This is a genomic window from Roseibium sp. (assembly GCF_039982295.1).
Classification (GTDB): Bacteria; Pseudomonadota; Alphaproteobacteria; order Rhizobiales; family Stappiaceae; genus Roseibium.
Genome location: NZ_JBDWYP010000016.1, coordinates 76,021 through 101,583, shown reverse-complemented (window position 1 = coordinate 101,583; position 25,563 = coordinate 76,021). Strand labels below are relative to the sequence as shown.

The following is a 25,563-nucleotide window of genomic DNA, read 5'->3' as shown; positions in this document are numbered from 1 at the left end:
GACCCGTGCTGGCTCTCATTATCCAGAACAAGGCGGACTGCTCGTTCACGTACTTCAGCGGAAAACTTGTTCGTCGTTTTGCTCATGATGCTCCATCCTACTCAGGAGTTGGAGCCTCCGGCAAACCCGGGGCGGTTCAGTTAGTCGCCCCCAAAACACGCTCAGTCTTGACGCTCAAGCCAGTCCAAAAGCGCCTGAACCTTGCCACGATCCCTGCCTCGGCTTGTTACGATCGCACCAAAGCCACGCTCTATACGATGGAACCCAAAAGGAGCGACAAGGCGTCCTGAGGAGAGTTCATCCGCCACCAACCGCTTCTCCACAAGCGCAACACCAAGCCCGGCCACAGCCGCTTCAATAGCAAGGAAAAGATGCGGGAAAGCCCGGTCGTGTTCCGCCGAGACGCGAATGTCGGCCATATCCTCCCAGCCTGCCCAGGTGTGCGGTGCAATTTCCTGAAGAAAACGCGTGTCGCAATGATATCCGGTCGCAGTCTTTTCAAGCGTTACCGAAGGGGCGTGCGCCAGACCGAAGGACACATCCCCCAATGTCCGAATGTCAGGGTCCTCGTAAAACCCATCGGACCAGTTCAAACGGTCCCAGGTCAGGATCAGATCGAGATCGTGATTGGGAATCTGTTCTCGCCCGGTCATTCGAAAACTCAGCTCGATGCCGGGCACCGACTGATAGAGATCCGGCATGCGTGGCATCAGCCACCGCATCGCGTAGGTCGCACTGATACCAATCTCAATCACCGCATCATCTGCGCGCCGATGAAAATGCGAGCGGCTCTCGGCCAATATATCAAGGACGTCAGCCACGGTGACCGCGAAGTCACGCCCTTCCTTGGTGAGAACGACCCCAACACCCTGCTTGGCGAAAAGCGGAACTCCGAGATCCTCCGAGAGATGCGCCACCTGCTTGCTGATCGCGCCGTGCGTTCGTCCCAATTCGTCGGCAGCAGCCTTCATGGAGCCGAGTCGCGCCACGGCCTCAAAGGCAGGCAGAGCAGATAGTGGTGGCAGCAGTCTGCGTACCATCAGTTCCCTTTCCTCACATATTGGCGAGTTTAATTCGGTTTTTCGAAACCCGCTCCCCTGACATGATACCTGCAGAAAGGAAAAGAGAATGCAACACAAAGCTTTAAAATCAGATAGAAATCCAATCCTCAAGCCAGCCCCGCTTCGGTCAGGGCCTCATCTGACCCTTGTGGCTAGCGACGACAAACAGTCTACTATTCCTCACACAATCCGCACCCTTCCAGACGTTGAGGCAGCCAGCAGGATCCAGACCGCAAGGTCGTGTTTGACCCTGTGGCACCAGCGGTGGCAAAGCCGAAGAAAACTGGAACGCGAACTGAAAGGACAACCAGACAGCGTCCTGAACGACGCCGGTTACGACCGCGAAAGCCTGCGCCGCGAACTCGCAAAACCCATCTGGAAAGCCTAGAGGTAAAAAACCGCCGCCTGGCAAATCCCGGGCGACGGCTTAACATATCGACGAAAGGCTATCGACTAGAGCTGATCGGCGGGATCATCTCCGCCGCCCTGAGCCACCTCATCAAGCGCACCGGCTGCAGCAGCTCCCGCAGCGGCGGCCCTGGCGGCATCGCCTGGCTGCTGTCCATCTTCCTCATCGCCGGTTGCCACACGCACGGTAACCTGCTTGTGGGCGAACTTGATGCCATTCTTTTCAAACAGGTCCTGCAACCCGGCATAGACAACCTTGCGCAATTCGAACTGCTTGCCCGGCTTGGTCATGAACTTGACGCGGGCAATCATCGCCGAATCTTCCATCGCCAGGATGCCTTGTGACTTCAGCGGCTGGAGGAACATCGGTCCGTAGTATTCGTCGTCCAGCAACTCCTGGCCGAATTTCTTGATGATCTTGCGCATCTTTTCGACGTCCGTGTCATAGGTCACGCGGAAGGCCAGCTTCATCATCGCCCAGTCACGAGAGAAGTTTTCAACGTGTTGGATCTCGCCGAAAGGAATGGTCGTCAGCGCGCCGCGGTGATGCCGCAACTGCATGGAACGGATCGAGATCTTTTCGACCACGCCCTTCGCGCTGCCGATGTCTATATACTCACCGCGCCGGAAGGCATCATCGAGGAGATAGAAGGCGCCCGAGAAAATGTCCCGAATAAGGGTCTGAGCGCCAAAACCGATTGCAAGCCCGACCACACCGGCACCTGCGAAGAGCGGCGCGATGTTCACGCCCATCTCGGACAGGACCACCATCGCCGCAATCGCCACGATCGTGATCAGCAGGAAGTTGCGAAAGATGGGCAGAAGGGTGGCGATCCGGCTTTCGCCTGCCCCCCCGACCTCGGCTTCCTCGTCCTTTTCCTCGCCCGGCCCTTCCTTGGCAATCCGAAGATCAATAGCCACTTCCACGGCCTTGTAGGCCATGTAGCCGAGGAAAATGATCAGCAGGATTTCGATCATCCCGCCAATATAGGTCGACCCATCGGTGATCGACACGCCCCAAAGGCGGGCGAGGATCACGAGACCGCCAAAACAGGAGAGAATGGACGCGCCATGATCGAGCAGATGGCGGAATGGTGAGCGATGCGCCTCCAGGTCCGCCGCTTCTGCCTGGGCTTGTGCCAGGGTGCCCTGGGAATCCAGATCTTCTTCTCCGTCGGAGGCTTCCGCCCTTTCGATGTCTGCAGCAAGCGAGGCCTGAACCTCGGCCGTATCGAGACGAGGCAACAACACGCGGTCAATCAGCAGAACCAGAAGCCCATAAGCGATGATCGCCAGAAGAAGCGCCTGCATAGGTGCGACCACAAGGCCGGTTGCGTCAGGAAGGTCCAGCAGGATCCGAATCGAAGAAACCGCCCAGGCCGCAAGGAAATAAACTGCAGCAATCAGATGCCAGGACCTGGACAGAACCCGGCGCCACAAGGGAGCCTGCTCGCCAGCTTCGCCGCGGATGAGTGCTCCAATGACATTCCGATAGACCACTGCGATCCCGGTCAGGATCAGGCAAGACAGCAGGGCCGAGGCAATCAGGGCAAGCTTGTGGGCGTCCTCCGGCAGGCCGAGCTTGTCCATCCAGTTGCACAGGGCCAGCGCCAAAGCAGAAACCGCAGTTCCGACAATCAAGCTCCGGTAAAGGCCAAGCGCATCCTGGTCAGACAAGGCAAACACGCGGTGACTGGGCACATTTGGCACCAACAGGTTAAGGAAGACAATCCGCAACCCCATGAACACCGTCGTGACACTCAAAATTACGATAGCCGTCTGATGCGCGCTGACCGGTCCACGGTTCAGGAACAGCAGAATAAGGCCCGCAACCGCGACATAGACCACCAGGCCGGCGAGCATGAGCAGGCCACGCAGGAACAGGTAGCTGAGTTTGTCTGCACGCTGTTGTACGCCTTCGGAATAGCGACGGGCAAAATGCTTTCGCCCCCACATCAGCACCAGACGATAGCACAAAAAGCCCAGGCCAAGAGCCAGAGCGACACCGGGCAACGTTGCCCAAAGCCAGCCCATGTCGCCGTGCCCGCCCTTGGCTCGCAAGGTCGCGCCGATCGTCTCATGAAGGTCAGGAGCGCTCTGAAGGATTTGCAAGACGACATCGCGGGCCTTGAGTGCCCTGGCGACATAAAACTCCATCGTCCGAGGCGGTTCTTTCGCACCGGTCACCGCCTCCCCCGTCGCCGGTTTGACTGCTTCTGCATGGGCCGATGTTTCTGTCTTATCGCTTGCGAGATCCGTCAGGATGCTGAGCGCGCCCTGCGCATCGGCACCGGAGGACAAAAGGGGCATCCAGAACAAGCCGACCAACAGCAAGAGCAAGAGCCCCACCGTGCGCGATGAAAGCTCAAGCCTCATTTGATGCAGCGTTTCCGCCTTTATGGTCATTTCCGTCCCCCTTTGACGCACCGGCATTCTGAATTGTCTAAGGTTTCAGGTGAATGACGTCCAGACAAAACGAAACGGCGGTCCGTTTGCCGAACCGCCGTCGAAATACAAGTTGTGCGCAAACAAGTTGATAGACAAAGCCCTCATTCGGCTAGTTCAGCATGACATTACCCCAATGCGCCATCCGGCGCTCGGCTTCGCCAACGCTCATCCGGTCAAAGGTTCTCATGGATGTTGCGCGGCTCTCCGGTGTCAGACGATGGCGCCAAGGGCCGATGGACAACAGCGAATTGACGGTAATGGACGACAAACCGCTCGCCTTGGCGATGATCAGAAACGGTTCCGGGTCTGCACGGACCATCCAGTGGCTGACCTCTTCGACCCCACATCGAACCATCCAGGCAAAGGCTGCGACCGATTCAGGAAACCGGTCTTCGATGGCGAAGCGGCGCAGAGTGGCTTCCGTGACCATGCCCCGTTTCGCCAGAAGCAGCACCCGGTTGCGGGCCGTCTCGAAGTCATACCGGGCAAGCCAGTATTCGTTAGTCATGCGCTGAGCAGCGATGTCGGCAGCTTCCGGCAGCCGCGCGGCATCGGCGATTTCGCCACGCGTCACGAGCGCCTTGCGAACTTCTTTGCAGGCAACGCTGACGAGCTGTTTGATATGATGCTCTGCCAAGTCGGCGCGCTCGCTCAGTGACATTTGAATGGTCGCGTCAGCCGTCGAGTCGCCAATCAGTTTCATCAGGGTGCGGTCCGAGAACGTCGCTCCGGAATTACCTGCGACCTGACGTTTCACATGCACGTCGCCGCGGTTCACCAGCACTTCGGTCACAGTTTCGGACAGCACTTCACGTTTCGCAATCGCAATGCGATGGCCATCGCCTTTTTTCTCCGCGATACTGACGAGATCAGCATCACGAAGTACCGTTGAGCGTCGCAAAATGGGCTCTGCAATGACGATTTCGTCCTCAGCGAGCTTACGGATAGTCCCTTCCGGGCCCCGTCGCAGACCAGCCATCTGTTCAGCAACGAAGCTTCGGACTTCGACCTCCACCATACTGATCAGCCTCAACAAGACACTGTCGTAAATGTCAACTTGTTCCGCCGTACAGCGATCCGAGGTGTAGGCAAACAGGCTTGCCACATGACGGGCCAATTCCGCGCTGCGAGAACTGTCTGCCCCGCCATCCAGTTCCTGGAAGTTAACCAGTTCGGTTTTCAACGCCTGTGTCATACTGCATTACCTGATTGAAAAGTTTCCGTCAGGCGAACATGAAGATGAGTTTTGAAGAAGGAAAAAACGGAAAAGGAAGGAATAAATTTGTCTTTTGCTAAAATTTGAAAACAATTCTATCAGCATTAACAAAAAAGACCCTAACTTACTGATTAAATATAAGAAATCTGAAATTTTACTACGTTCAGACAGCGAGTTTCATTGTTATATTTCCGAGGTATTTTTTTTGTTTCCCGTTGTTTCAACCTGCAGGCTTGCGTGAAGCATGACAAAGGCACTCAATTCAATGCCAACTTGAAAAGATCAAATCATGGCTGTTTCCGCTAAAGTCGGCGAAAAAACGCTTGTCCGAGAGTCGGCAGACACGCCCGCCGACGCTGGCCTGGTGTTCATCGGCCATCTAGCGACGCCTTGGCAGAACCGTCATGTCTGCCCGAAAAGCAGCACGCACACGCAGGACATATGCACTGTCCATCTCGATCCGCGGTCGCAGGACGGGCTCAAGTCTCTCGAAAGCTGTTCACACCTGATAAGCCTTTATTGGATGCATGAGGCGCGGCGCGACATCATCGTTGAGGCACCGGCAACACAGCCATCCGGATCGACGCTCCACGGATCTTTAAAACCCAGCTTTCAGACCTTGTTTTGAACATGCAAAAAGGGCGGCCCCGGAAAGGCCGCCCAATTCAATATCGCAATCAAAGCCAGCTGATCAGGCCAGGTCGAACCGATCCGCGTTCATCACCTTGGTCCAGGCAGCCACGAAGTCCTTGACGAACTTCTCGCTGGCATCGTCTTGGGCGTAGACTTCGGCATAAGAGCGCAGGATCGAATTCGATCCGAACACCAGATCCATGCGAGTTGCCGTCCACCTGACGTCGTTGGTCTTGCGGTCGCGGATCTCATAATTCCCGTCAGCCGCCTTGGCCCATGTATTGGACATATCCGTCAGGTTGACAAAGAAGTCCGTGGTCAGCGCCCCTTCACGGTCTGTAAAGACACCGTGCTTGGTGCCGCCGTAGTTGGTGCCCAGAACACGCATGCCACCAACCAGTACGGTCATCTCATGAGCTGTCAAACCCATCAGCTGTGTGCGGTCGAGCATCAGCTCTTCCGGGCTGACGATGTAGTCCTTTTTCAACCAGTTTCGGTAACCGTCATGAAGCGGCTCAAGCGGCTCGAAGGACTCAGCGTCAGTCATTTCGTCAGTCGCGTCGCCGCGGCCCGGTGCGAAAGGAACCGTGACGTTGAGACCCGCAGCCTTGATAGCCTGCTCGATGCCCACGTTGCCGGCCAGAACGATGACGTCCGCAACGCTTGCACCGGTTTCGGCGGCGATGCCTTCCAGAACGCCGAGCACCTTGGCCAGACGGGTTGGCTCATTGCCTTCCCAGTCCTTCTGCGGTGCCAGACGGATGCGGGCACCATTGGCGCCGCCGCGCATGTCGGATCCTCGATAGGTGCGGGCGCTGTCCCAGGCAGTGGAGACCATCTCGGAAAGCCTCAGTCCGCTGGCAGCAATCTTCGCCTTGATGGCATCGACGTCGTAGGACGTGGAACCGGCGGGGATTGGATCTTGCCAGATCAGGTCTTCCTGCGGTGCTTCCGGACCAATGTAACGAACCTTCGGCCCCATGTCGCGGTGGGTCAGCTTGAACCATGCGCGGGCAAAAGTGTCCTGGAAATAGGCTGGATCGGCGATGAACTTCTCGCAGATGGCGCGATAGGTCGGGTCGACCTTCATGGCCATGTCTGCATCGGTCATCATCGGATTGTGACGGATAGAAGGATCTGTCGCATCAACCGGCTTGTCTTCCTCCTTGATGTCGATCGGCTCCCACTGCCATGCACCCGCCGGGCTTTTTTTCAGCTCCCACTCGTAGCCGAACAGGAGATCGAAGAAGCCCATGTCGAATTTGGTCGGGTGGGTTGTCCAAGCGCCTTCCAGACCAGAAGTCACCGCATTGGCGGCCTTGCCCTTCTGGTTCGGATTACTCCAGCCAAGACCCTGCTCTTCGATACCAGCGGCTTCCGGCTCTGCACCGAGAGCTTCAGCATCGCCGTTGCCGTGGGTCTTGCCGACCGTGTGACCACCGGCGGTCAAAGCCGCGGTTTCCTCGTCGTTCATGGCCATGCGGGCGAAGGTCTCGCGCACCTGAGCCGCAGTCTTGAGCGGATCCGGCTTGCCGTTGACACCTTCCGGGTTCACATAGATCAGGCCCATCTGCACGGCAGCAAGCGGGTTTTCCATGGTTTCCGGGTTATCAACGTCGTCATAGCGCTCGTCGGAAGGCGCAAGCCATTCTTTCTCGGCGCCCCAGTAAACGTCTTTTTCCGGATGCCAGATATCTTCGCGACCAAAGGCAAAGCCGAAGGTCTTGAGGCCCATTGTCTCGTAGGCCACATTACCCGCAAGGATGATCAGGTCTGCCCAGGAAATGGCATTGCCGAACTTTTTCTTGATCGGCCACAGAAGGCGGCGTGCCTTGTCGAGGCTGACGTTGTCCGGCCAGGAATTCAGCGGTGCGAAGCGCTGGTTACCCGTGCCCCCGCCACCACGGCCATCGGCCAGACGGTAGGAACCGGCCGCGTGCCAGGCCATGCGGATCATCAGGCCGCCGTAGTGTCCCCAGTCAGCAGGCCACCAGTCCTGACTGTCAGTCATCAGGGAACGCAGGTCACTCTTCAACGCGTCCACGTCGAGGCTTTTCAGCTTCGCGCGGTAGTCGAAGTCCTGGCCCAGCGGATTGGTCTTCGTGTCATGCTGATGCAGGATGTCGAGGTTGAGGGCGTTCGGCCACCAATCGGTGTTTGCCACGCCGGCAGCCGTATTGGCACCGTGCATCACCGGGCATTTGCCGGAGCTGTCATTCACATCTTTCAGCTTAGCGGTCATAGTTCCTCTCCAATCCTTATCGACAGTCTCAAATTTCTTGCGCCGACCGAACCCACCCTGCCATGACAGAATGTCATGCGGATGGTGCCGTCCATGCATTGACCGAAACCCATTCGGTCCGATGCACCTCCAGTGGCTTGAGCAAAAGATAGGCCTGGTCAGCGATCAGGTCCAATTGGATTGATTCTAAGATACGATCAGATTATCTTATTGACCATGATCTCTCTTCGCCAACTTCGTTATCTTGAAGCCCTCGCCAGACATCTGCATTTCCGTAAAGCAGCCGACGCGGTTTCTGTCTCCCAGCCCGCCCTCTCCATGCAGATCAAGGATCTGGAGGCAGAGCTGGGTGTCAAACTGGTGGAACGCCAGCCCAACTCAGTACGCCTGACACGGGAGGGCGAGGAAATCGCTGCACGCGCGCGCAAAATTCTCACCGACGTGCGGGATCTCACCGACTATGCCCGCCAAATGTCCCAGCCTCTTGCCGGCCCCTTGCGCCTGGGCATCATTCCCTCCATCGCGCCTTATCTTCTGCCGCGTATCCTGCCGGCGCTCAGCGTCTCCCATCCGGATCTGAAGCTCACAATCCGCGAAACCCTGACTGATCCCATGACCCAGGAGCTTCTGGCAGGTGACCTGGACGCCATCGTCGTTGCCCTGCCGGTCCTTCATCCGGCGCTGGTCAGCGAACCGCTCTTCACCGACCGTTTCCTCCTGGCCCGCAAGGCAGACAGCAGCCATGACGCTGCGACCAGCGTCTCGGCCAGGGACCTGGAAAGTGAGAACATGCTGCTTCTGGAGGAAGGTCACTGCCTGCGGGATCAAGCGCTGAACTACTGCCAGAACCTGCCGGCTCCGGGCAAGAACGCCCTGGGCGCCACTTCGCTTTCAACCGTCATGCAGATGGTTGCCGCCGGCTATGGCGTCACGCTTCTGCCCGAGATCTGCGCCGAGGTGGAAGTGCGCGACGAACGGGTTGTTCTGCAACGCTTTGAAAGCCCCCAGCCTGCCCGCACCGTCGGCCTCGTCTGGCGCAAGTCTTCCCCCCGCAAGGAGGATTTCGAAACCTTGCTGGAGACCCTTCGGACAACCGTGAGCGAAGCCGGTTGCAAGCTGGCAAGCTAGCGAACAGCGAGAAGAGGTTACTCGAGACATGCCCGTGGATGATGAAAGCGAGTAAGCTGCATGCGCCTCGCTCCCTCCTTGCCCGACGGAGATCCGAGGCCAATATGCCAAAACCTCGCGGACCACGCAGCACCGCCCGTGAGTACCGGCTCCCTGGTTAAGCAGGGAAAGCAGTGGCCGGCCAGTTGCCCCAACCTCCCTCATACCGTGCCCAGGGCATATAGAAACGCTTCGATCTGCGGACACGAAACGGTATGGGAGGTGAGGCAAAACGACTTTCGAGAACGCGCGTCGGTCTGAACGCGCGCGCGTCAGCGATCCTTCAGCCCGTAAGCCCAGTAGGCACCCTGCAGATAGACCTGGCGCAGGGCAGGAAATGGAAATCTGCGCAAGGGCCTGGAAATCACCGCAGGCAAATCTAACTGCTTGATCCGGCCGAGCGCCAGATCCGCAACCTTTTCGCCAGAGAGTGACGACATCGCAATGCCGCTGCCATGATAAGCCAGCGACGCAAAGACTCCATCCATATCCGGAACGGCGCCGACATAGGCACTAAGATCCCGCGCGAGACACACATGGCCATGCCATTGGTGGTCGGCTTCCACATGAGCCCAGGCAGGGAACATCCTGTCGAAATCGGCCCTGCTTCGAGCCCGCATGGCCTTGAGGCTGTCCGGAGTTTCGAATATGCCGCCACGGGTGCCGAACAACATCCGCCGATCCGGCAGGAGGCGGAAATAGTGCAGCAGGATGCGGGTGTCGGCGGCCATCAGATCACTCGTCCAGCCTTGCTCGTTCAGCTCCCCATCGCTCAATGGACGCGTGACCAAAACCGAGGACATCACCGGCAGCAACCTGCCGTTCAGCCAGTTCGGCGCATTCTCTCGGGAATAGCCATTGCCTGCGAGGATGACCTTTTCCGCCTGCACGCTGCCATAACGGGTCGCAAGCCGCCAGTTCGGCCCTTCCTGCTCAAACTGGGTGACAGGCGTATGCGCAAAGATCCTGCCTCCACGGCGCCGAACTTGCGCCGCCAGAGCCTGAACATATTTCATCGGATTGAGCGCAAAGCCATAAGGCAGATGCAGACCGCCATGGAACTCGGGGCCGCCAAGACCGCGCTCCTTCAGGGCATCAGGCCCAAGAACCGCAGCCTCGATACCGAAGGTCTCCTTCTGGAAGGCAGCCTCCGCAGCAAAACCGGCATAATCCCTTGGCCGGTGAGCAAGGATGACCTCGCCCTTCGAGTGACGATCCGCATCCAGGTTCCAGCGGGCGAGCCGGTCGTCGACCGTATCGATGGCCTCAAGCTGATAAGCCAGAAAGCGCTTGGCTTCCTCCAAGCCAAACTTCGAGATCAGTTGGGCGTCGGATCGCTTGGTTCCGCCCGTGCAGCAAAAACCGCCGTTGCGCCCGGATGCCCCCCAGCCAACCCGGTTGGCTTCAAGGACACAGACCGAAAGCCCGGCCTCGGCCAGCCGAAGAGCCGCCGAAAGGCCGGTATAGCCCGCGCCGACAATGGCGACATCGAAGCGCGCCTCTCCGACCAGCTGCCGGTCTTCCTTGATTTCACCGACAGAGGCTTCCCAATAGCTACCGATGGTAATCCCATCCTGTTCGCCGATATGCGCCATGGATCTCAGATTCCCAATTTGTCGCGCAGCGAGTACCAGGTCATCGCCAGGACCAGCAGCGGGTAGCGCAGCTTGTCACCGCCCGGGAAGGCAGGCACGCCGATCTGCTCGAAAGCATCGAACCGCGAGGCCGTGCCATCAACCGCCTCGGCCAGCACCTTGCCGGCAAAGGTCGCCATGGCGACTCCATGACCGGAATAACCGGATGCGCTCAGAACATTCGGATGAATTCTCGCAAAATACGGCATGCGCTTGGGTGAGATCGCCAGCGTCCCGCCCCAACCGTAGTCGATGCGCACATCCTTGAGCTGCGGATAGATTTCGCTCATCGGCTTGCGCACGAAGGACTTGATGTCTTCGGGAAAGCGATAGCCGTAGTTTTCGCCGCCGCCAAACAGCATGCGATTGTCCGCCGACAGCCGAAAGTAGTTGATGACGAACTTGCTGTCGGCGACCGCCACATTGTCACGGATCGACGCCTTCGCATCGGCATCCGACAATGGCTCGGTCGCAACGATGAAGTTGTTGATCGGCAATACGTGCGCCGCCGTCTGCTTGTCCAACTTGCCGAGATAGCCATTGCAGCCGAGCACCAGATGCCTGGCGCGCACGACGCCCTGTTCCGTATTCACCGTAACCGTCTCGCCCGGCGTGTAGGATAAAACGCGCGTGGTCTCGAACAGCCGCGCGCCTTTCGCTTCGGCAGCGCCTGCAAGGCCGAGCGCCAGATTGAGCGGATGAACATGTCCTGAGCCCATGTCGAGTGAACCGCCGTGATAGCAGGGGCTGCCGACCATCTGCCGGACTTCGTCTGTGTCAACAAAACGAACCTTGTCGTAGCCATAGACCGTATTCAGTTGCTCAACGTAGGCCTTGGTCTCCGGCACATAGTCCTTGCGATGGTCCGCATGCAGGACGCCGGGCCTGTAGTCGCATTCGATGCCGTACTCGCGGATCAGGGCGAGCGTCACATCCATGGACTCGAGCGCCAGGTCCCAAAGAACCTTTGCCTGTTCAAGACCATGACGTTTCTCCAGAACCGTCTGATCGACCCGCTGTCCGGTGCCGACCTGACCGCCATTGCGACCGGACGCCCCCCAGCCGACCCGATTCGCCTCCAGAAGGACGACGTCAAAGCCGCGCTCGGCCAAATGCAGCGCGCTCGACAAGCCAGTATAACCACCTCCAACGATGCAGACATCGCAGCTCACGTCACCTGTCAGCTCAGGGTGATCTGTCTGGCGATTTGCTGTTGCCGCATAATAGGAAGGGGCATGAACACCGCGGGCGTCATTTGCGGTCAGAAGGTCGAGAGAAGACAGCATTCAGGCGGACCTGGTTCAAGGGTCTAACGGGTCTCATCCGCGCCTTGGATTACGCGAAGGCCCTGACTTTCAACCGGATTCCAGCCATTGGCAAGGCAAATCGCCGAAGCAATTGCCCTTTAGAACGCCAAGACCCCACGTGACGCAAAGGCAATTAGAGCGAGGATTGCGATACCATTCATCCACCACCAAAAACGAACCATTCGTCGATTGCGTGTCGGCGTTCTGACGCCCCTGTCCGGTTCGCGATCAGTCATAGGTAAAGCGCTCCGATAAAATGTTGTCAGGGGCGACACCCAGGCCAAGGAGAACCTCTTCTGCGCCGGTCATCATCGCAGGAGGTCCGCACAGAACGTAGAGCCAGTCCCGTTGCTCAGGACGGCCAAAGTGCCGCCTGATAAAGGCTGCATCGGTGATCCCGGTCTCGCCGCACCAGTCAGGGCCAGGTTCAGCAACCACATGGACCACATCGACGTCCGGGCGTTGAGCATAGCGATCGAGTTCTTCACTCGCCACTATCTGCCCCTCGTTGCGATTGCCATACACAAGCTTGACGGGCCGCGTGTCGCCGGTCGCATCCAGCTCACGCAAGATCGACAGCATCGGTGCGATGCCGACACCTCCAGCGACAAGACCGATACCCGGCTCATGCCGTCCCTCGATCGTCATGTGACCAAAGGGCCCATCAACATAGGCACTAGTTCCCTGGGGGATGCTGCCCAGGGTTGACGTGAAGTCGCCCAGTTCCTTGATCACGAAAGAAAGCTTGCCTTTTTGCGCAGGCGCCGAGGCCACCGAGAAGGGATTCTCCGAGAGTGAAAATACGCTGTGGCCGATGTTGAGCCAGAAGAACTGACCAGCTTTATAGCTAACACCTTCGTGCCCGATCGGTTCAAGGTCGACCGCCCATGTCTGGTCGGCGGCCTTGCTGATACCAGAGACTGTCCACGGTCGCCGGAGTTTTGCAACCGGGCGCAGGACATATACCGAGGCAAGCGACAGGATCGCGATCGTGAACAGGCCCGTCCACAGCCAGTAAAGCGCCGGGTCAGACGAGTACCTGCCCGCCTGCGTCGCATGATACCAGCTCAACCCCGCGATCAGCGCGGCCCCCAGACCATGCGCCCAGCGCCAGTTTTCATAGCGCTTGAAGAGATCCGATCGGGCAATAGAAACCAGTACGAAGGCAGGCAGGAGAATCCAGGCTGCAGTGCCAGCGACCAGCGCCAACCCCGGCTGCACAAGGGTCAATTGCCGGCTTGGGTCATATGGCAAGGCCCAGCCAAAAGGCGTCGTGTAGAGAAAGGGATGTACAATCACCAAGGCCAGCGCAGAACGGGCAAGCAGCTGGTGAAACCGCATGGTGACATCCATGCCGACACCGCCCGAGATGGCGCGAAACCGGCCAGATAGCAAGAACTCCGCAAGCAGGATCGCGAATGCAACCATTCCGGCACCTGACGCAATTTCATCCCAAACCGGCCTTGGCTGCTTTGCCCCGGTTGCGGCCAGGATCAACGGGAGAACAATGATTCCGAGATAGATTGCAATAAGCCAGATACCGCGCATGAACTCCCCTCAACTTGGAATACAACGACCACCTTCACGAGAACAAAGTGTCCGAAGGTCGTTCCATTCATCGCGGGTTTCAGGTGAAGGTCGATGATATTGATCAAATCAGCCCGGATCAAATCCGAAGTGTTTGCATCCAGCCAAGGCCCTCTTCAACTGTCGCGTGCGGCCTGTACTCCGCACCGACGAAACCGTCATAGCCGAGCTGCCGAAGCTGTTTCATGACCTCGACATAATCGATCACTCCTTGATCCGGCTCCCCTCTTCCGGGCACCGCAGCGATCTGGATGTGCCCGATCATCGGCATGCAGGCCTTCAACCTGGAAGCAAGATCTCCCTCCATGATGTGCACATGATAACAATCGAACATCAGCCTCACGTTTGGCCGGTCGATCTCCGCAAGAATCTCCAACGCCTGATCGGTAGTGTTCAGGAAATACCCGGGGACATCCCGTGTGTTGATCGGTTCTATCAACACCGTCAGCCCTGCCTTTGCGGCCAGGTCGGAGGCAAATAGCAACGCAGAAACGAAGGCGCGATGCGCCTTCTCTCCGCGCGCCAGCCCAGACATGACATGCACCTTGTGCGCACCGATCCACGCAGCAAAGTCGACAGCCTGACTGATGACGCGGCGCGCATCTTCCTCACGTCCGGGCAATGCACAAAGGCCAAACTCCCCTGCGTCTCGGTCTCCGGGGAAGGTGTTGAGAGCCAGCATCGGCAACTCCGCGCCCGTCAACGCCGCACGCACCTCCGCCGGATCTGTTTCATACGGGAAATGACATTCAACCGCATCAAACCCTGCCGCTGCAGAAAGCCTTATGGCCTCAGTCAAAGGCCTCTCGTGCCACAAGAAACCGAGATTTGCCGAAAATCGCAAGACTGCCCTCCCCAACTCTGCGAAGGGCAAGGTCACACAGTCGGCGAAGGTCTTCAAGAACCTGCACAAAGGAGGCCGGGCAAGGTGCAATTCAATGCATGATCGTCTACGTTAGGCGCCCAGACAGCAAGGTGGAACATGATCTCCGATACCGAAAACCCGTTCTTCAAACCACTCTGGCGCCGCTTGGCCATCATCGCCTTTTGCGCAGCCTGGGCCGGTTTCGAATTCTATCACGGCAACAACAGCTGGGGCTGGATCACCCTTGCTATCACAGGCTATGCGGTCTGGACCTTTCTCGTCAGCTACAAGGCCGATGAGGACACCGCCTCCCCGCCCGCAGATGAGTGCTGAGCCGCCTTCCCGCCATTTTGGATGCGCTTCAGAACCAACTTGAAGATCTCGACCGGCGGATAGGGATATTCGATATAGTCTTCTATACCACCTTCGCTGAGCGACGACTTCTGATCGGGTGAAAAATTCTGCGGCGCGAGAAGGACCATCTCGCCCTGCCAATTCTTGGGCCGTCCGCTGACCACGAATTTCAGATAGTAGTGAACGATCCGGCTGTAGACGAGAAACAGGATATCGATATCCTTCACCGAGAAGTCCTTCTGCGCAAGTTGCTCTTCCGGGATCATGGAGACCTCGCATCCCAACTCGGCAAGCGCATTTGTCAGGGGAAGGATCGCCGTCGGCTTCGATGTCACGAACGACACACGAAGCTTATCGCTCGTACTGGGCCGTTGCTTTTGAAATGAGTTGTAGAGTTGCACAAGCTTCTGCTTGTTGCGTTCTTCAATCCTGTGAATCTGGCCCAGGCTCGCCTCCACCGTCGCCAAGAGCAGATCATAATCCACCGGCTTGGTCAGATAGTCATCGACACCTAGGCGCTTACCTTCGATCAGATCTTCCCGGGTCGCCTTGGCCGTTAGAAAAACGAACGGCACATCGCTCAGCTTGGGATGATTGGTTCGGATGTGTTTCAACATCGTCGGACCATCCATGCGCGGCATCATCATGTCACAAAGGATCAGATTGGGCCTTTCCTTGCGTAAAATACGCATCGCCTCTGTCCCGTTTTCTGCAGTAAGCACACGATAACCTGCGTCCTCGAGCTCCTCTTTGAGGTCTTCGAGCAACATCGCCTCGTCTTCAACGCAGAGAATTGTCGCTTTTTCCGACATTATTCTAGCTCCTCCGTCAAATTACACCTGCGAGCTCGCCCGAAATCTGAACTTCGGACATTCGCTTTTTACGTTTCGCCTTGATCGGCAATTTCAGTGTCACCGTTGTGCCTTCACCGACCCGGCTTTCCACGTCGACTTTGCCGGAGTGCTTGGAGACAATCATTTCCGTCATGTTCAACCCGATTCCCGTTCCGGCAATTCCGCTAGACGTCGAGGCTCGGAAATAGCGATTGAAGATCTTCGGAATTTCGTCCTCAGGTATACCGACGCCTTCGTCGCGCACGGAGATCACCGCGAAATCCTCGTCCTCATGGCCGGAAACATAGATGTCATTGCGTTCGGGGGAATATTTGATAGCGTTCGAGAGAATGTTCGAAAGACACTGCTCAATAAGACCGCGGTCGATCTCGGCAGTCTCTGGCAGTTCGGCAATATCCGCGTGGATCTTGAACTTTTTGGCTACGCTTTGATGATGTGAGCACACTGTCTCCACCAACCGACGCAACGGCGCACTCTTGATTTCCAGCTCCATCTCGCCCGATTGGGATTGTGAGAAGTCAAGAAAGCGGTGAATCAGGTACTGCATGCGCTCGACGCTTTCGCGAATGCGCTCGACGCGTTCGAGAACAACCTCAGGCTCGAGCTTGTCGATCCGGCGCTTCAGCCTTTGCGCGTTGCTGTCAATGATAGCCAGCGGGGTTCTGAACTCATGCGAGGCCATCGACACGAATTCGCGTTGTATCCCCGTCATCTTCTTTTCCCGGCCAAGCAGCCGCACCAATTCGTCAGTGTGGTTGCGGAGAACCTCATTCTGCTGCTTGTAGGAAGTCACGTCAGAATAAACAGAGATCATCCCCTGATCGACAGTGCGCGCCCTGGTGACCTTGTACCACTTGCCATCCGGAAACTCCCGCTCGGCCCACATGTCCGGATCGCTGAGAAAGTTGTCGATCGGACGCTCGGGTTCGTCGGGAAAAACGGTCCGGATCACATCAAGAATGGTGCCGCCTTCCTCGGTTATCCTGTCCACCTCCGGGTAGATTTCGCGCAGCTTGTCGTTCACGAGCATCGGGTAGCCATCTTTGTCTGTGACACCCACGCCGTCTGAAATTGTGTTGAGCGTGTTAAGCATCAGATCTCGGCTGGTTTTCAGCTCGATATCCCGCTGCGTCAGCGTGCCTTCCAACCTTTGCCGCGCATTCTTGAGCGCTTCCTCCTGGCACTTTTCCTGTGTGACATCCGTATAGATTGTCACGAAGCCGCCGTTATCCATTGGGCTGCCCTGGACACGCAGGACAGTTCCATCCGGACGCTCGCGAATGAAATCATGGGCAACGAATCGCTTGGCCAACTCGATCCGATCAGCAACCTGCTCTTCCGGATCTCCAGGGCCATAGTCTCCGCGCTGAGCATTGTATCGGAAGACATTGGCAAGGCTCGAATCATCAACCAGAAGGTCAACCGGAAGATCCAACAACTTTCGTGCAGTGTGATTCAAAAGGAGCAGATTGAGATCTTTGTCGATGACCGTAATTCCCTGATGAACACTTGACGCCAAGCACTTCAAAAGGACCCATGGATCGCATTCCTCGTGTAGAAAATGTGGCACATCGATCTCCCCATAAGCAGCTTTCAAAGGAAATCTGACGTGAAAAATAAAATTATTTCTAAATACAGAATTTACATAATTAACTACTGAAAGAAGTACCTAAGCATCCCAAAAAAAGAAAGAAAGTTCACTGTCAAAAATTCTAATAACAAACAAAATTATCAAAAATAAACTCTGCGGCACTCATACTCAAAACGCATCCATCGCGTGCAGTAAACGCACTTTGACCGAATAATCATGCCAGGATCACCTGGTAGTAGGTCCTGTCAGAAAATGCCGTTCGCCCTCTGGAGCGCACGGACATACGCGGTGATCTTGAACACTTCCTCCTGCGTAATTCCGTCCACCGGCGGCATGTTGCCGAAAGGCCAATGGTGCGCGCGAACACCTCTTAAAGCTGCAATGACAAATGCGTCGTCGCCATGATGGCCAGGCTCGTAAATGCGATGAACAAGCGGCGGCGCCACACCTTCCCGGCCAGCGGCGTTGGCGCCATGACAGGTTGCGCAGTTTTCATTGAAGAGTGCCTTACCTTCCCTTACCTCCCCCTGGAGCTGCGGAACCTGCACGTCGACCAGAGGCGTTCCAAAATCCGGCTCGCTCTCCGGCTGAGCTTCCAAAAACCGCCAAACCAAACCGGTGGCCAGCATCAGTCCGGCAATGGCGATCGGAATCCTATTGTTCATGTTCCCCCGCAAGGTCATTCATGATCGGGCATTCGGGTCTGTCGTCCCCGTGACAGTCGCGCGCCAGCGCGCTCAAGGTCGCCTTGAGCCCTTGAAGCTCGACGATTTTCCGGTCGACCTCCATGATCTTGGCATTTGCAATAGCCTTCACGTCAGCGCTCGCCCGGTGGTCATCGTCATAAAGCGACAGCAAGAGCCTGCACTCTTCAATTGTAAAGCCCAGGCTGCGCGACCTCTGCAGAAAACGCAGGCGATGCACATCACTCTCGGAATAGTCCCGATAGCCATTGTCCAGCCTGCCCGGGCGCACCAGATCGATGTCCTCGTAGTACCGAATTGTCTTTGCCGGAAGATTGGCTAGTTCGGCAGCAGCGCCGATGTTCATGACCTCCTCCTCACAACTTCAGGCGGCGCATGCGCAGGGCATTGGCAATCACTGAGACTGATGAAAGACTCATGGCCGCTGCTGCAAACATCGGCGACAAGAGCATGCCTGTTAGCGGAAAAAGAATACCTGCCGCGATCGGCACACCAAGCGAGTTGTAAACGAAAGCGAAGAAGAGATTCTGTCGGATGTTCGCAAGTGTCGCCTTGGCCAGGCGTCCTGCCTTGGCGATGCCGTCGAGATCTCCATGAAGCAGCGTGATGCCGGCACTTTCCACGGCCACATCCGCCCCCGTCCCCATCGCAATCCCCACATCCGCAGCCGCGAGAGCCGGCGCATCATTAACACCATCTCCGGCCATGGCCACAGATCGACCTGCAGCGCGAAGCTCGTCGACCAGCATCTGCTTGCCTTCGGGCAAAACGCCTGCGCGCACTTCATCAATACCGACCTCTGCAGCCACCGCTTTTGCCGTACGTTCCGTGTCTCCGGTGGCCATGATCACGTGGAAACCTTCGGCTTCCAGAGTACGAATGGCCTCGGCAGCATTTGGCTTGATGCGATCGGCAACAGCGACAAAACCGATCAGCGAACCGGCCTGAGTCAGGAACATGACGGTCTTGCCTGCATCGGAAAGTTCGGTCGGCGCGCCTCCTGCACCGGACGTGTCGACACCAAGGTCCGCCATCAACACAGCGTTGCCCAGCGCCACCGGCTCATCCTTCAGCCGACCGATGACTCCCTTGCCCGTGATCGCCTCGAAATCCTCAATCGTTCCCGCCTTGATACCGCGTTCCTCGGCACCGCCAACAATTGCCTCAGCAAGTGGATGTTCCGACCCCGCCTCCAGACTGGCCGCAATGGTCAGCAGCCCCTCTTCGCTGGCAGCCCCTAGACAAACCACATCGCTCAAGACAGGTCGCCCCTCCGTCAGGGTTCCGGTCTTGTCGACGACGAGCGTATCGACCTGCGCCAGTCGTTCAAGCGCCGCAGCTTCCTTGATCAAGACGCCAGCCTGCGCACCACGACCGGTCGCCGTCATGATCGACATGGGCGTAGCAAGACCGAGAGCACAAGGACAGGCAATGACCAGCACGGAGACGGCGGCAACAACGGCATGGGTAAACGCCGGCTCGGGCCCGACCGCCCACCAAAGAGCAAATGCAATCACGGCAATGGCAACCACCGCCGGCACGAAATAGGAAGCTACCTTGTCCGCAAGGCTTTGGATCGGAGCCCGCGAGCGCTGCGCGGTCGCCACCATGTCAACGACTTGCGCCAGAACCGTCTCATCGCCAACTTTAACCGCCTCAACGACCAGCGTGCCGTTCTTGTTGATCGTGCCACCCGTGACCGGATCACCCGCCTCTTTCTCAACAGGGACAGGCTCCCCGGTGATCAGGCTCTCATCCACCGATGAGCGCCCTTCAAGAACCTCACCGTCGACCGGCACGCTTTCACCGGGGCGCACGCGCAATTTGTCGCCTGAAAGAATGTTCTCCAGCGGCGCGTCATATTCATGGCCTTCGGGTGTAATCCGGCGCGCCGTTTTGGGCGCAAGATCCATCAAAGCCCGTATCGCATCCCCTGTTTTCTCACGCGCCCTGAGCTCAAGCACCTGACCGACGAAAATCAGCGCAACAATCACCACCGACGCCTCAAAGTAGACCGGCACGTGGCCGCTATCGCCTCGTATGGCGCCAGGGAACAGACCGGGGAAAAACGTTGCAACGGTACTGTAGAGATAGCCCGCGCCGACGCCGAGCATGATCAGCGTCCACATGTTGAAATTTCGCGTTTTCAGCGAGGTCCAGCCACGCTGGAAAAACGGAGCTGCAGCCCAAAGAACCACCGGCGTTGCCAGCAAAAATTCAATGATGACAGAAGTGGTCTCACCGAGAGTTTCGCGGATCGGCAGCCCCGTCATCGGCCCCATTGTCAGGAAGAGCAGTGGCACCGCTGCCAGCGCACTGACCCACAAGCGTCTCGTAAAATCGATCAGCTCATGGTTAGGCTCATCGGACGCACCGCTCATGGGCTCCAGTGCCATACCACAGATCGGACAGGTTCCCGGCCCTTCCTGAACAATCTCCGGATCCATGGGACAGGTAAACAGCGCGTTGGCTGCCGCTTTCTGCGGCCTTCGCCCGTTGTTGCCTGACAGGAAGAAGTAAGGGTCCGCATCGAAACGATCGTGGCATTTCTGGCTGCAGAAATGATAGTCCCTGCCCTTGTAGGCAAGGCTCGGCTTTCCAGCACCCAGCTTCACCGTCATGCCGCAAACAGGATCAATGGCCACCACGCCCGGGTCGGACGGCTGCCCCTCGTGACCTCCGCAACATGCGGTATGAGGTGCGTCTTCTTCGCTATTGTCTTCGCGGTTCATTGCCTGAGCCATTTCCTGTAAGCATGTTCAGGAAACAGATAGGGCCTCCAGCTACTGGAAGGTCAAGGCGCAAAAAACCGCAGTCGCCAGAAGGTCTAAAACAGACCGGCCAAACTGCCGGTCCGCTCTGGCTTCAGATGAAGACGCCGCACCTTCGACGCGCCGCCTATAACTAGGCCGCTGATTGCTTCGGGTTGTCTGCAAGCATGATCGCCTGCCCCGTGCGGGCGGACTCTTGCGCGGCGATGCCCATCAGTACAGCCATGCGGCCATCATCGAGAGAAACATCCGGTCGCGCCTGCTCACCGCGTACCACTCTGAGGAAACCCTCATGCTGATAAAAGGTCGAGCCGTTGTGATCGCCTGCATCCAGGAGCGCCGGGTCCACCGGAATTTCCAGACTGCGCGGTCCCTTTGGATCACGTGGACTGACGATCACCTGGGGGACCGGAGGTTCACCCAGGTTTTCCGGCCAGAAGCGGCCAGGTCCTGGAACCAGAGCTTCGATCTTGCCCGTAGGACCAACGGCTGAAATCTCTTCCTGATACCGGGACCCTTCTGCAAACATGCAAAGTTCCAGCATCGCCCGGCTGCCATTTTCAAAATCTACAATTACGTAGCCATTGTCGAGAATGTCAGGCGTCTCGCCGCCGTAAGCCTCGCCCAGATGGTTCACGGACTGAGCCGCAGACGCCATGACGCGCACGGGTTCCGACTTCAGTGCAAATCGCATCAGATCAAAGAAATGACAGCATTTTTCGACAAAAGTACCGCCTGTATAGCGGTTGAAACGGTTCCAGTTGCCGACCTTTTCCAGGAACGGAAAACGGTGCTCACGGATCGTCAGCATGCGGATACCGCCCGTAGCCTCTTCTGCCTGCTGCAAGAGCGCTGAGACAGGCGGCATGAAGCGATACTCCATCGCCACCCAGACTGGAGCCGGATAGGTCGCCTTGAAGGCCTCGATCTGAGCCAAATCGGCAGAGTCGGTGAACAGCGGCTTTTCGACCAGGAGCGGCAATGGCCGGCGGGCCCGGATCGCCTCCATCTGGGACACATGGCAGTGGTTCGGGCTGGCGATCAGAAGGCAGTCCAGCTCATCGACCTCCAGCAGCGCATCGACGGAAGGAGATAGTACGGCATCAGGCGCAAACTCAAGTGCACGTCTGGCCATTTCCTCATCGGGCTCATAGATCGCTGCAACGCGCGTATTCGCCAGCAAGGCGATATTGCGCAGGTGCTCCTGCCCCATCATCCCACAGCCAATGACGCCGTAGTTTATCGTGCCGGACATACTCAACTCCTCATTTCAGGCGCTGCACGTAGAGCGCCTTGTCCGTATCGAACCAGGTTCGGGAAAATTCGATGGGCTCAGCCGCTTCCGCCCAGCTATAACGCTCGATAAAGCCGGTGATGGTCCCTACCGGCTTTTCGAAAGCATCAGGAGCCCAGTCAGGGACCGTGCCAATGGCGACCCTGTCCTCCGCATGCGTGATCCAGAAACCCAGTTGCTTTTGATAGTAATGGTAGAGCGAATCCGACAATTGCTCGGGGCGGATTTCTCCCACCGAGCCATCCAGCCAGATTTCTTCCACCGCCATGATCGTGTCATTCAGGTAGCGCAGACGACGCACTCGTGATGCAAAATCGGACGTCCCGAATGCTGGCAGACTTTCCGGCTTTTCGAGATGGGAAACCTCGAGCACATCGGCGCGCGGAAGCCCGCCCCCTTCCGGCAGCTCCAGCCGGAACATGCCATAGACGCTTTCAGTCTGTGCCTTTTGGCGAATGTAGTTGCCCGACCCCTGTATCCGCTCCAGCAGGCCCTTTTTGGTCAGTTCCGCAAGCGCCTTGCGCAGGGTGCCAACAGAGGTCCCGAGCTCAGCGGCCAGATCCCGTTCTGGAGGCAAACGCTCGCCGTCAATCAGCCGCCCTGCCGCAATATCGCGGATCAGAAGCTCGCTGATCTGAATGTAGATCGGCAGTGCATTGGGATTGTGGGGAGCCCCCGCCATGGGTTGCGTCGACCTGTCGCTTTCGAAATTGATACACTATTGATTTACATCAATGCTCCTGCTACGCAAGAAAAAAAGCAACAGTCCTTTCGGGAGGAATTCACGCATGACAGTCGTGCCGGTCACATCAGCAGATCTGGACGCAGCCGAGGTATCCTGGTTCGCCGCGCTCTGCTCGGACGACTACCAGTTCCTGGGTGCCCCCGAGGGCCATCTGCGTTCTTCCTGGGAACATTGCTCGGACATCGTGAAGACGGCTGAAAAACAGGGTTTCCGCAACATTCTTTGCCCGTCCTCGTATCAGGTTGGGCAGGACACGCTGTCATTCGTGGCCGGCTGCGCACCAATCACGGAAACCATCAACATGCTCGCTGCCGTGCGCTGCGGCGAGATGCAGCCGATCATGCTGGCGCGTACCATCGCGACACTCGATCACATGCTGAAGGGTCGGCTCACGGTCAACATCATCAGCTCCGATTTCCCCGGAGAGAAGGCGGAGAGCAGCTACCGCTATCAGCGCTCACGCGAAGTCGTGCAAATCCTCAAGCAGGCCTGGACCCAGGATGAAATCAACCATCAGGGCGATGTCTACCAGTTCTCCGGACTGACAACCGATCCGGTACGCCCTTATCAGACAGGCGGCCCACTGCTCTATTTCGGCGGCTATTCGCCAGACGCTCTGGAACTGTGCGGCGAGCATTGCGACGTCTATTTGATGTGGCCGGAGAAGGTCGAGGAACTGGAAGGTCGCATGAAGGCGGTCAACGCAGTGGCCCAACGGTATGACCGCACTCTCGACTATGGCCTGCGGGTCCACATGATCGTGCGCGACACGGAAAAAGAAGCGCAGGAATACGCCGACTATATCGTCTCCAAGCTGGATGACGACTATGGCCGGGCCATTCGCGAACGTGCTCTCGACTCCAGCTCTCTTGGCGTAAGCCACCAGGCCAAGAACCGGGAAATAGCTGATGAGTACGGCTACATAGAACCGAACCTCTGGACCGGTGTTGGCCGCGCCAGGTCTGGTTGCGGCGCCGCCCTTGTCGGATCGACAGACCAGGTCATGTCGAAAATCGAAGCTTACCAGAAGATGGGCATTCGGGCCTTCATCTTCTCCGGCTACCCTCACATTGAAGAAGCAGAACATTTCGGCTCCCGCGTGTTGCCGAACATGAAAACCTGCTCCCTGCCACATGCCTATGGTCGGGTGCCCGCGCAAACGCCGGCCACGCCACTTGGAAACGGAGTTCGCCGCTAATGGACCGCATTCCCCTTTCACCGGCGCTGGAACTCAGCCGGCTTGTCTATGGCATGTGGCGCATCGGCGATGATGTCGACACCTCGCCCGCCCATGTAGAAGCCAAGATCCAGAGCTGTCTCGATCAGGGCATTACCAGCTTCGATCAGGCCGACATCTACGGCGGCTATCAGGCGGAAGCCATCCTGGGCGCGGCTCTCAAGGCCAACCCTTCCCTGCGCGGCAAGATGGAAATCATCACCAAATGCGACATCGTCGCGCCGATGGGCCGCTATGCCTCGGCAAAGGTGAAACATTACGACACTTCACGTGCGCACATCGAAAAATCCGTAGAGATGTCACTCAAGGACATGGCGATCGAACATATCGATCTGCTTTTGATCCACCGCCCTGATCCCCTGATGGATCATCACGAGACGGGTCAGACACTCGACGCCCTCGTCAAGAGCGGCAAGGTCGGCAGCGTCGGCGTTTCCAACTTCCGCCCGTGGGACTGGGAATTGCTGCAGTCCGCCATGAACACGCCACTGGTCACCAACCAGATCGAGATCAGCCTCGGCGAGATTTCCCCTTTCACCAATGGCGATCTCGCTTTCCATCAAAGGCTCGGCACCAAGCTCATGGCATGGTCGCCGCTTGGCGGCGGCACCCTGATCAAGGACGAAGGTGCGCTTGGGACCGTGATGGATGAACTGGCCGCAGACTTTGGCGTCGACCGGTCTGCAGTTGCCGTTGCCTTCCTGCTCGCCCACCCGGCCCGTCTGATCCCGGTCATGGGGACAAACAACCTTGACCGGATCGGGCGTATTTCTGACGCGCTCAAGGTAAAGCTCGACCGTGAAAGCTGGTACCGGCTTTACGAAGCCGCCCTTGGAACAGAGGTGCCCTGATGAACATGCAGAACAGCAGCCATCCCGTCAGCTTCGCCCCGGACACCGAAAACACCCGCCTGCTTCGCGATGCCTTCGGCAGGTTCGCCACCGGCGTCACCGTGGTCACCACGGCCTCGCAGGACGGCCCGGTCGGCATCACAGCCAACAGCTTCTCTTCGGTCTCCCTGGATCCACCACTTGTGCTTTGGGCGCCGGACAAGGGTTCACGACGCTTCAGTTATTTCGAGACAGCCGAACACTACGCCATTCATGTGCTCAGCCATGAGCAGGGTGAACTCTGCCAGGGCTTTGCCAAAAACGCCCATGCCTTTGAAAATCTCGGACATTCGATCAATGAACAGGGCGTTCCTTTGATCGAAAATTGCCTGGCGCGTTTCGAATGCGCCCGGGTTGCGGCTTATGAAGGCGGAGACCATCTGATCGTGCTCGGCCGGGTTGTTCGTGCCGAAATGCGTGAGGGCAACGCGCTGACATTCTTTGCAGGCAAGCTCGGCCACGCCGCGCATCCGGCTGCAGACGACAAATAACGGGACGCGCGCAAGAAAATACTTGCGCGCATCTAAAATAAAAGGCCGGTTGGAGGACAGGCCA

At 57.7% G+C, this 25,563-nt stretch carries 21 protein-coding genes; 6 read left to right on the top strand and 15 right to left on the bottom strand.

Annotated features, from left to right (window positions below; all coding sequences use genetic code 11):
• Window positions 1-161 precede the first annotated feature (161 nt).
• The 3 genes from ABJZ52_RS03165 to ABJZ52_RS03155 all read right to left on the bottom strand — a co-directional run bounded on the left by ABJZ52_RS03165 (window position 162) and on the right by ABJZ52_RS03155 (window position 5,112).
• The gene (locus tag ABJZ52_RS03165; protein ID WP_348189201.1) at window positions 162-1,040 is read right to left on the bottom strand and encodes a LysR substrate-binding domain-containing protein; all 879 of its coding nucleotides are present in this window, start codon (window positions 1,038-1,040) and stop codon (window positions 162-164) included.
• Between the two features lie 474 nt (window positions 1,041-1,514).
• Window positions 1,515-3,875 carry a mechanosensitive ion channel family protein gene (locus ABJZ52_RS03160; protein ID WP_348189199.1) on the bottom strand — a complete coding sequence of 787 codons (2,361 nt, stop codon included), beginning with the start codon at window positions 3,873-3,875 and terminating at the stop codon, window positions 1,515-1,517.
• Between the two features lie 151 nt (window positions 3,876-4,026).
• Window positions 4,027-5,112 carry a DUF2336 domain-containing protein gene (locus ABJZ52_RS03155; RefSeq protein ID WP_348189197.1) on the bottom strand — a complete coding sequence of 362 codons (1,086 nt, stop codon included), beginning with the start codon at window positions 5,110-5,112 and terminating at the stop codon, window positions 4,027-4,029.
• A gap of 310 nt (window positions 5,113-5,422) precedes the next feature.
• Between ABJZ52_RS03155 and ABJZ52_RS03150 the strand changes: the two genes are divergently transcribed.
• Window positions 5,423-5,761 carry a hypothetical protein gene (locus ABJZ52_RS03150; protein WP_348189195.1) on the top strand — a complete coding sequence of 113 codons (339 nt, stop codon included), beginning with the start codon at window positions 5,423-5,425 and terminating at the stop codon, window positions 5,759-5,761.
• Between the two features lie 63 nt (window positions 5,762-5,824).
• On the opposite strand, the gene katG is transcribed toward ABJZ52_RS03150, so the two are convergent.
• Window positions 5,825-8,008 (bottom strand): catalase/peroxidase HPI, encoded by a 2,184-nt coding sequence (gene katG, locus ABJZ52_RS03145; protein WP_348189193.1) that lies wholly within the window; start codon window positions 8,006-8,008, stop codon window positions 5,825-5,827.
• Window positions 8,009-8,224: 216 nt separating this feature from the next.
• Here katG and ABJZ52_RS03140 point away from each other — a divergent pair, with 216 nt between their 5' ends.
• Window positions 8,225-9,136 (top strand): LysR substrate-binding domain-containing protein, encoded by a 912-nt coding sequence (locus ABJZ52_RS03140; RefSeq protein ID WP_348189203.1) that lies wholly within the window; start codon window positions 8,225-8,227, stop codon window positions 9,134-9,136.
• A 311-nt stretch (window positions 9,137-9,447) separates the two neighbouring features.
• Here ABJZ52_RS03140 and ABJZ52_RS03135 read toward each other — a convergent pair whose 3' ends face one another.
• The 4 genes from ABJZ52_RS03135 to ABJZ52_RS03120 all read right to left on the bottom strand — a co-directional run bounded on the left by ABJZ52_RS03135 (window position 9,448) and on the right by ABJZ52_RS03120 (window position 14,502).
• Entirely contained in the window at window positions 9,448-10,770 is a 1,323-nt protein-coding gene (locus ABJZ52_RS03135) for an FAD-binding oxidoreductase (protein ID WP_348189191.1), read from the bottom strand.
• A gap of 5 nt (window positions 10,771-10,775) precedes the next feature.
• Window positions 10,776-12,095 (bottom strand): FAD-binding oxidoreductase, encoded by a 1,320-nt coding sequence (locus ABJZ52_RS03130; protein ID WP_348189189.1) that lies wholly within the window; start codon window positions 12,093-12,095, stop codon window positions 10,776-10,778.
• Window positions 12,096-12,344: 249 nt separating this feature from the next.
• Window positions 12,345-13,664 (bottom strand): ferredoxin reductase family protein, encoded by a 1,320-nt coding sequence (locus ABJZ52_RS03125; RefSeq protein WP_348189187.1) that lies wholly within the window; start codon window positions 13,662-13,664, stop codon window positions 12,345-12,347.
• A gap of 118 nt (window positions 13,665-13,782) precedes the next feature.
• Window positions 13,783-14,502 (bottom strand): TIM barrel protein, encoded by a 720-nt coding sequence (locus tag ABJZ52_RS03120; RefSeq protein WP_348189185.1) that lies wholly within the window; start codon window positions 14,500-14,502, stop codon window positions 13,783-13,785.
• A gap of 183 nt (window positions 14,503-14,685) precedes the next feature.
• On the opposite strand from ABJZ52_RS03120, the gene ABJZ52_RS03115 reads away from it, so the two are divergent.
• Window positions 14,686-14,901 (top strand): DUF3329 domain-containing protein, encoded by a 216-nt coding sequence (locus ABJZ52_RS03115; protein WP_348189183.1) that lies wholly within the window; start codon window positions 14,686-14,688, stop codon window positions 14,899-14,901.
• On the opposite strand, the gene ABJZ52_RS03110 is transcribed toward ABJZ52_RS03115, so the two are convergent.
• The 7 genes from ABJZ52_RS03110 to ABJZ52_RS03080 form a co-directional block, all read right to left on the bottom strand.
• A complete protein-coding gene (locus tag ABJZ52_RS03110; protein ID WP_348189181.1) occupies window positions 14,853-15,734 on the bottom strand; it encodes a response regulator in 882 nt (293 codons plus the stop codon). The genes ABJZ52_RS03115 and ABJZ52_RS03110 overlap by 49 nt on opposite strands.
• A 16-nt stretch (window positions 15,735-15,750) precedes the next feature.
• Window positions 15,751-17,346, bottom strand: a complete 1,596-nt coding sequence (locus tag ABJZ52_RS03105; protein WP_348189179.1) for a PAS-domain containing protein — start codon at window positions 17,344-17,346, stop codon at window positions 15,751-15,753.
• Window positions 17,347-17,612: 266 nt separating this feature from the next.
• Window positions 17,613-18,032: a cytochrome c gene (locus ABJZ52_RS03100; protein ID WP_348189177.1), complete on the bottom strand. Its 420-nt coding sequence runs from the start codon at window positions 18,030-18,032 to the stop codon at window positions 17,613-17,615.
• Complete coding sequence (gene cueR, locus ABJZ52_RS03095; RefSeq protein WP_348189175.1) at window positions 18,022-18,417, bottom strand: Cu(I)-responsive transcriptional regulator; 396 nt, start codon at window positions 18,415-18,417, stop codon at window positions 18,022-18,024. Before cueR ends, ABJZ52_RS03100 begins: the two co-directional genes overlap by 11 nt.
• Before the next feature lie 10 nt (window positions 18,418-18,427).
• The gene (locus ABJZ52_RS03090) at window positions 18,428-20,803 is read right to left on the bottom strand and encodes a heavy metal translocating P-type ATPase (protein ID WP_348189173.1); all 2,376 of its coding nucleotides are present in this window, start codon (window positions 20,801-20,803) and stop codon (window positions 18,428-18,430) included.
• A gap of 172 nt (window positions 20,804-20,975) precedes the next feature.
• A complete protein-coding gene (locus ABJZ52_RS03085; RefSeq protein WP_348189171.1) occupies window positions 20,976-22,097 on the bottom strand; it encodes a Gfo/Idh/MocA family oxidoreductase in 1,122 nt (373 codons plus the stop codon).
• Window positions 22,098-22,107: 10 nt separating this feature from the next.
• Window positions 22,108-22,818 carry a GntR family transcriptional regulator gene (locus ABJZ52_RS03080; protein ID WP_348189169.1) on the bottom strand — a complete coding sequence of 237 codons (711 nt, stop codon included), beginning with the start codon at window positions 22,816-22,818 and terminating at the stop codon, window positions 22,108-22,110.
• 106 nt (window positions 22,819-22,924) lie between these two features.
• Between ABJZ52_RS03080 and ABJZ52_RS03075 the strand changes: the two genes are divergently transcribed.
• From ABJZ52_RS03075 to ABJZ52_RS03065, 3 genes are read left to right on the top strand one after another with little or no spacing between them, the layout of a single operon-like run.
• Window positions 22,925-24,079 (top strand): LLM class flavin-dependent oxidoreductase, encoded by a 1,155-nt coding sequence (locus tag ABJZ52_RS03075; protein WP_348189167.1) that lies wholly within the window; start codon window positions 22,925-22,927, stop codon window positions 24,077-24,079.
• On the top strand, window positions 24,079-24,969 hold the full coding sequence (locus ABJZ52_RS03070) for an aldo/keto reductase (protein ID WP_348189165.1): 891 nt from the start codon (window positions 24,079-24,081) through the stop codon (window positions 24,967-24,969). The genes ABJZ52_RS03075 and ABJZ52_RS03070 overlap by 1 nt, the downstream gene beginning before the upstream one ends.
• Entirely contained in the window at window positions 24,969-25,499 is a 531-nt protein-coding gene (locus ABJZ52_RS03065) for a flavin reductase family protein (protein WP_348189163.1), read from the top strand. The genes ABJZ52_RS03070 and ABJZ52_RS03065 overlap by 1 nt, the downstream gene beginning before the upstream one ends.
• Window positions 25,500-25,563 lie beyond the last annotated feature (64 nt).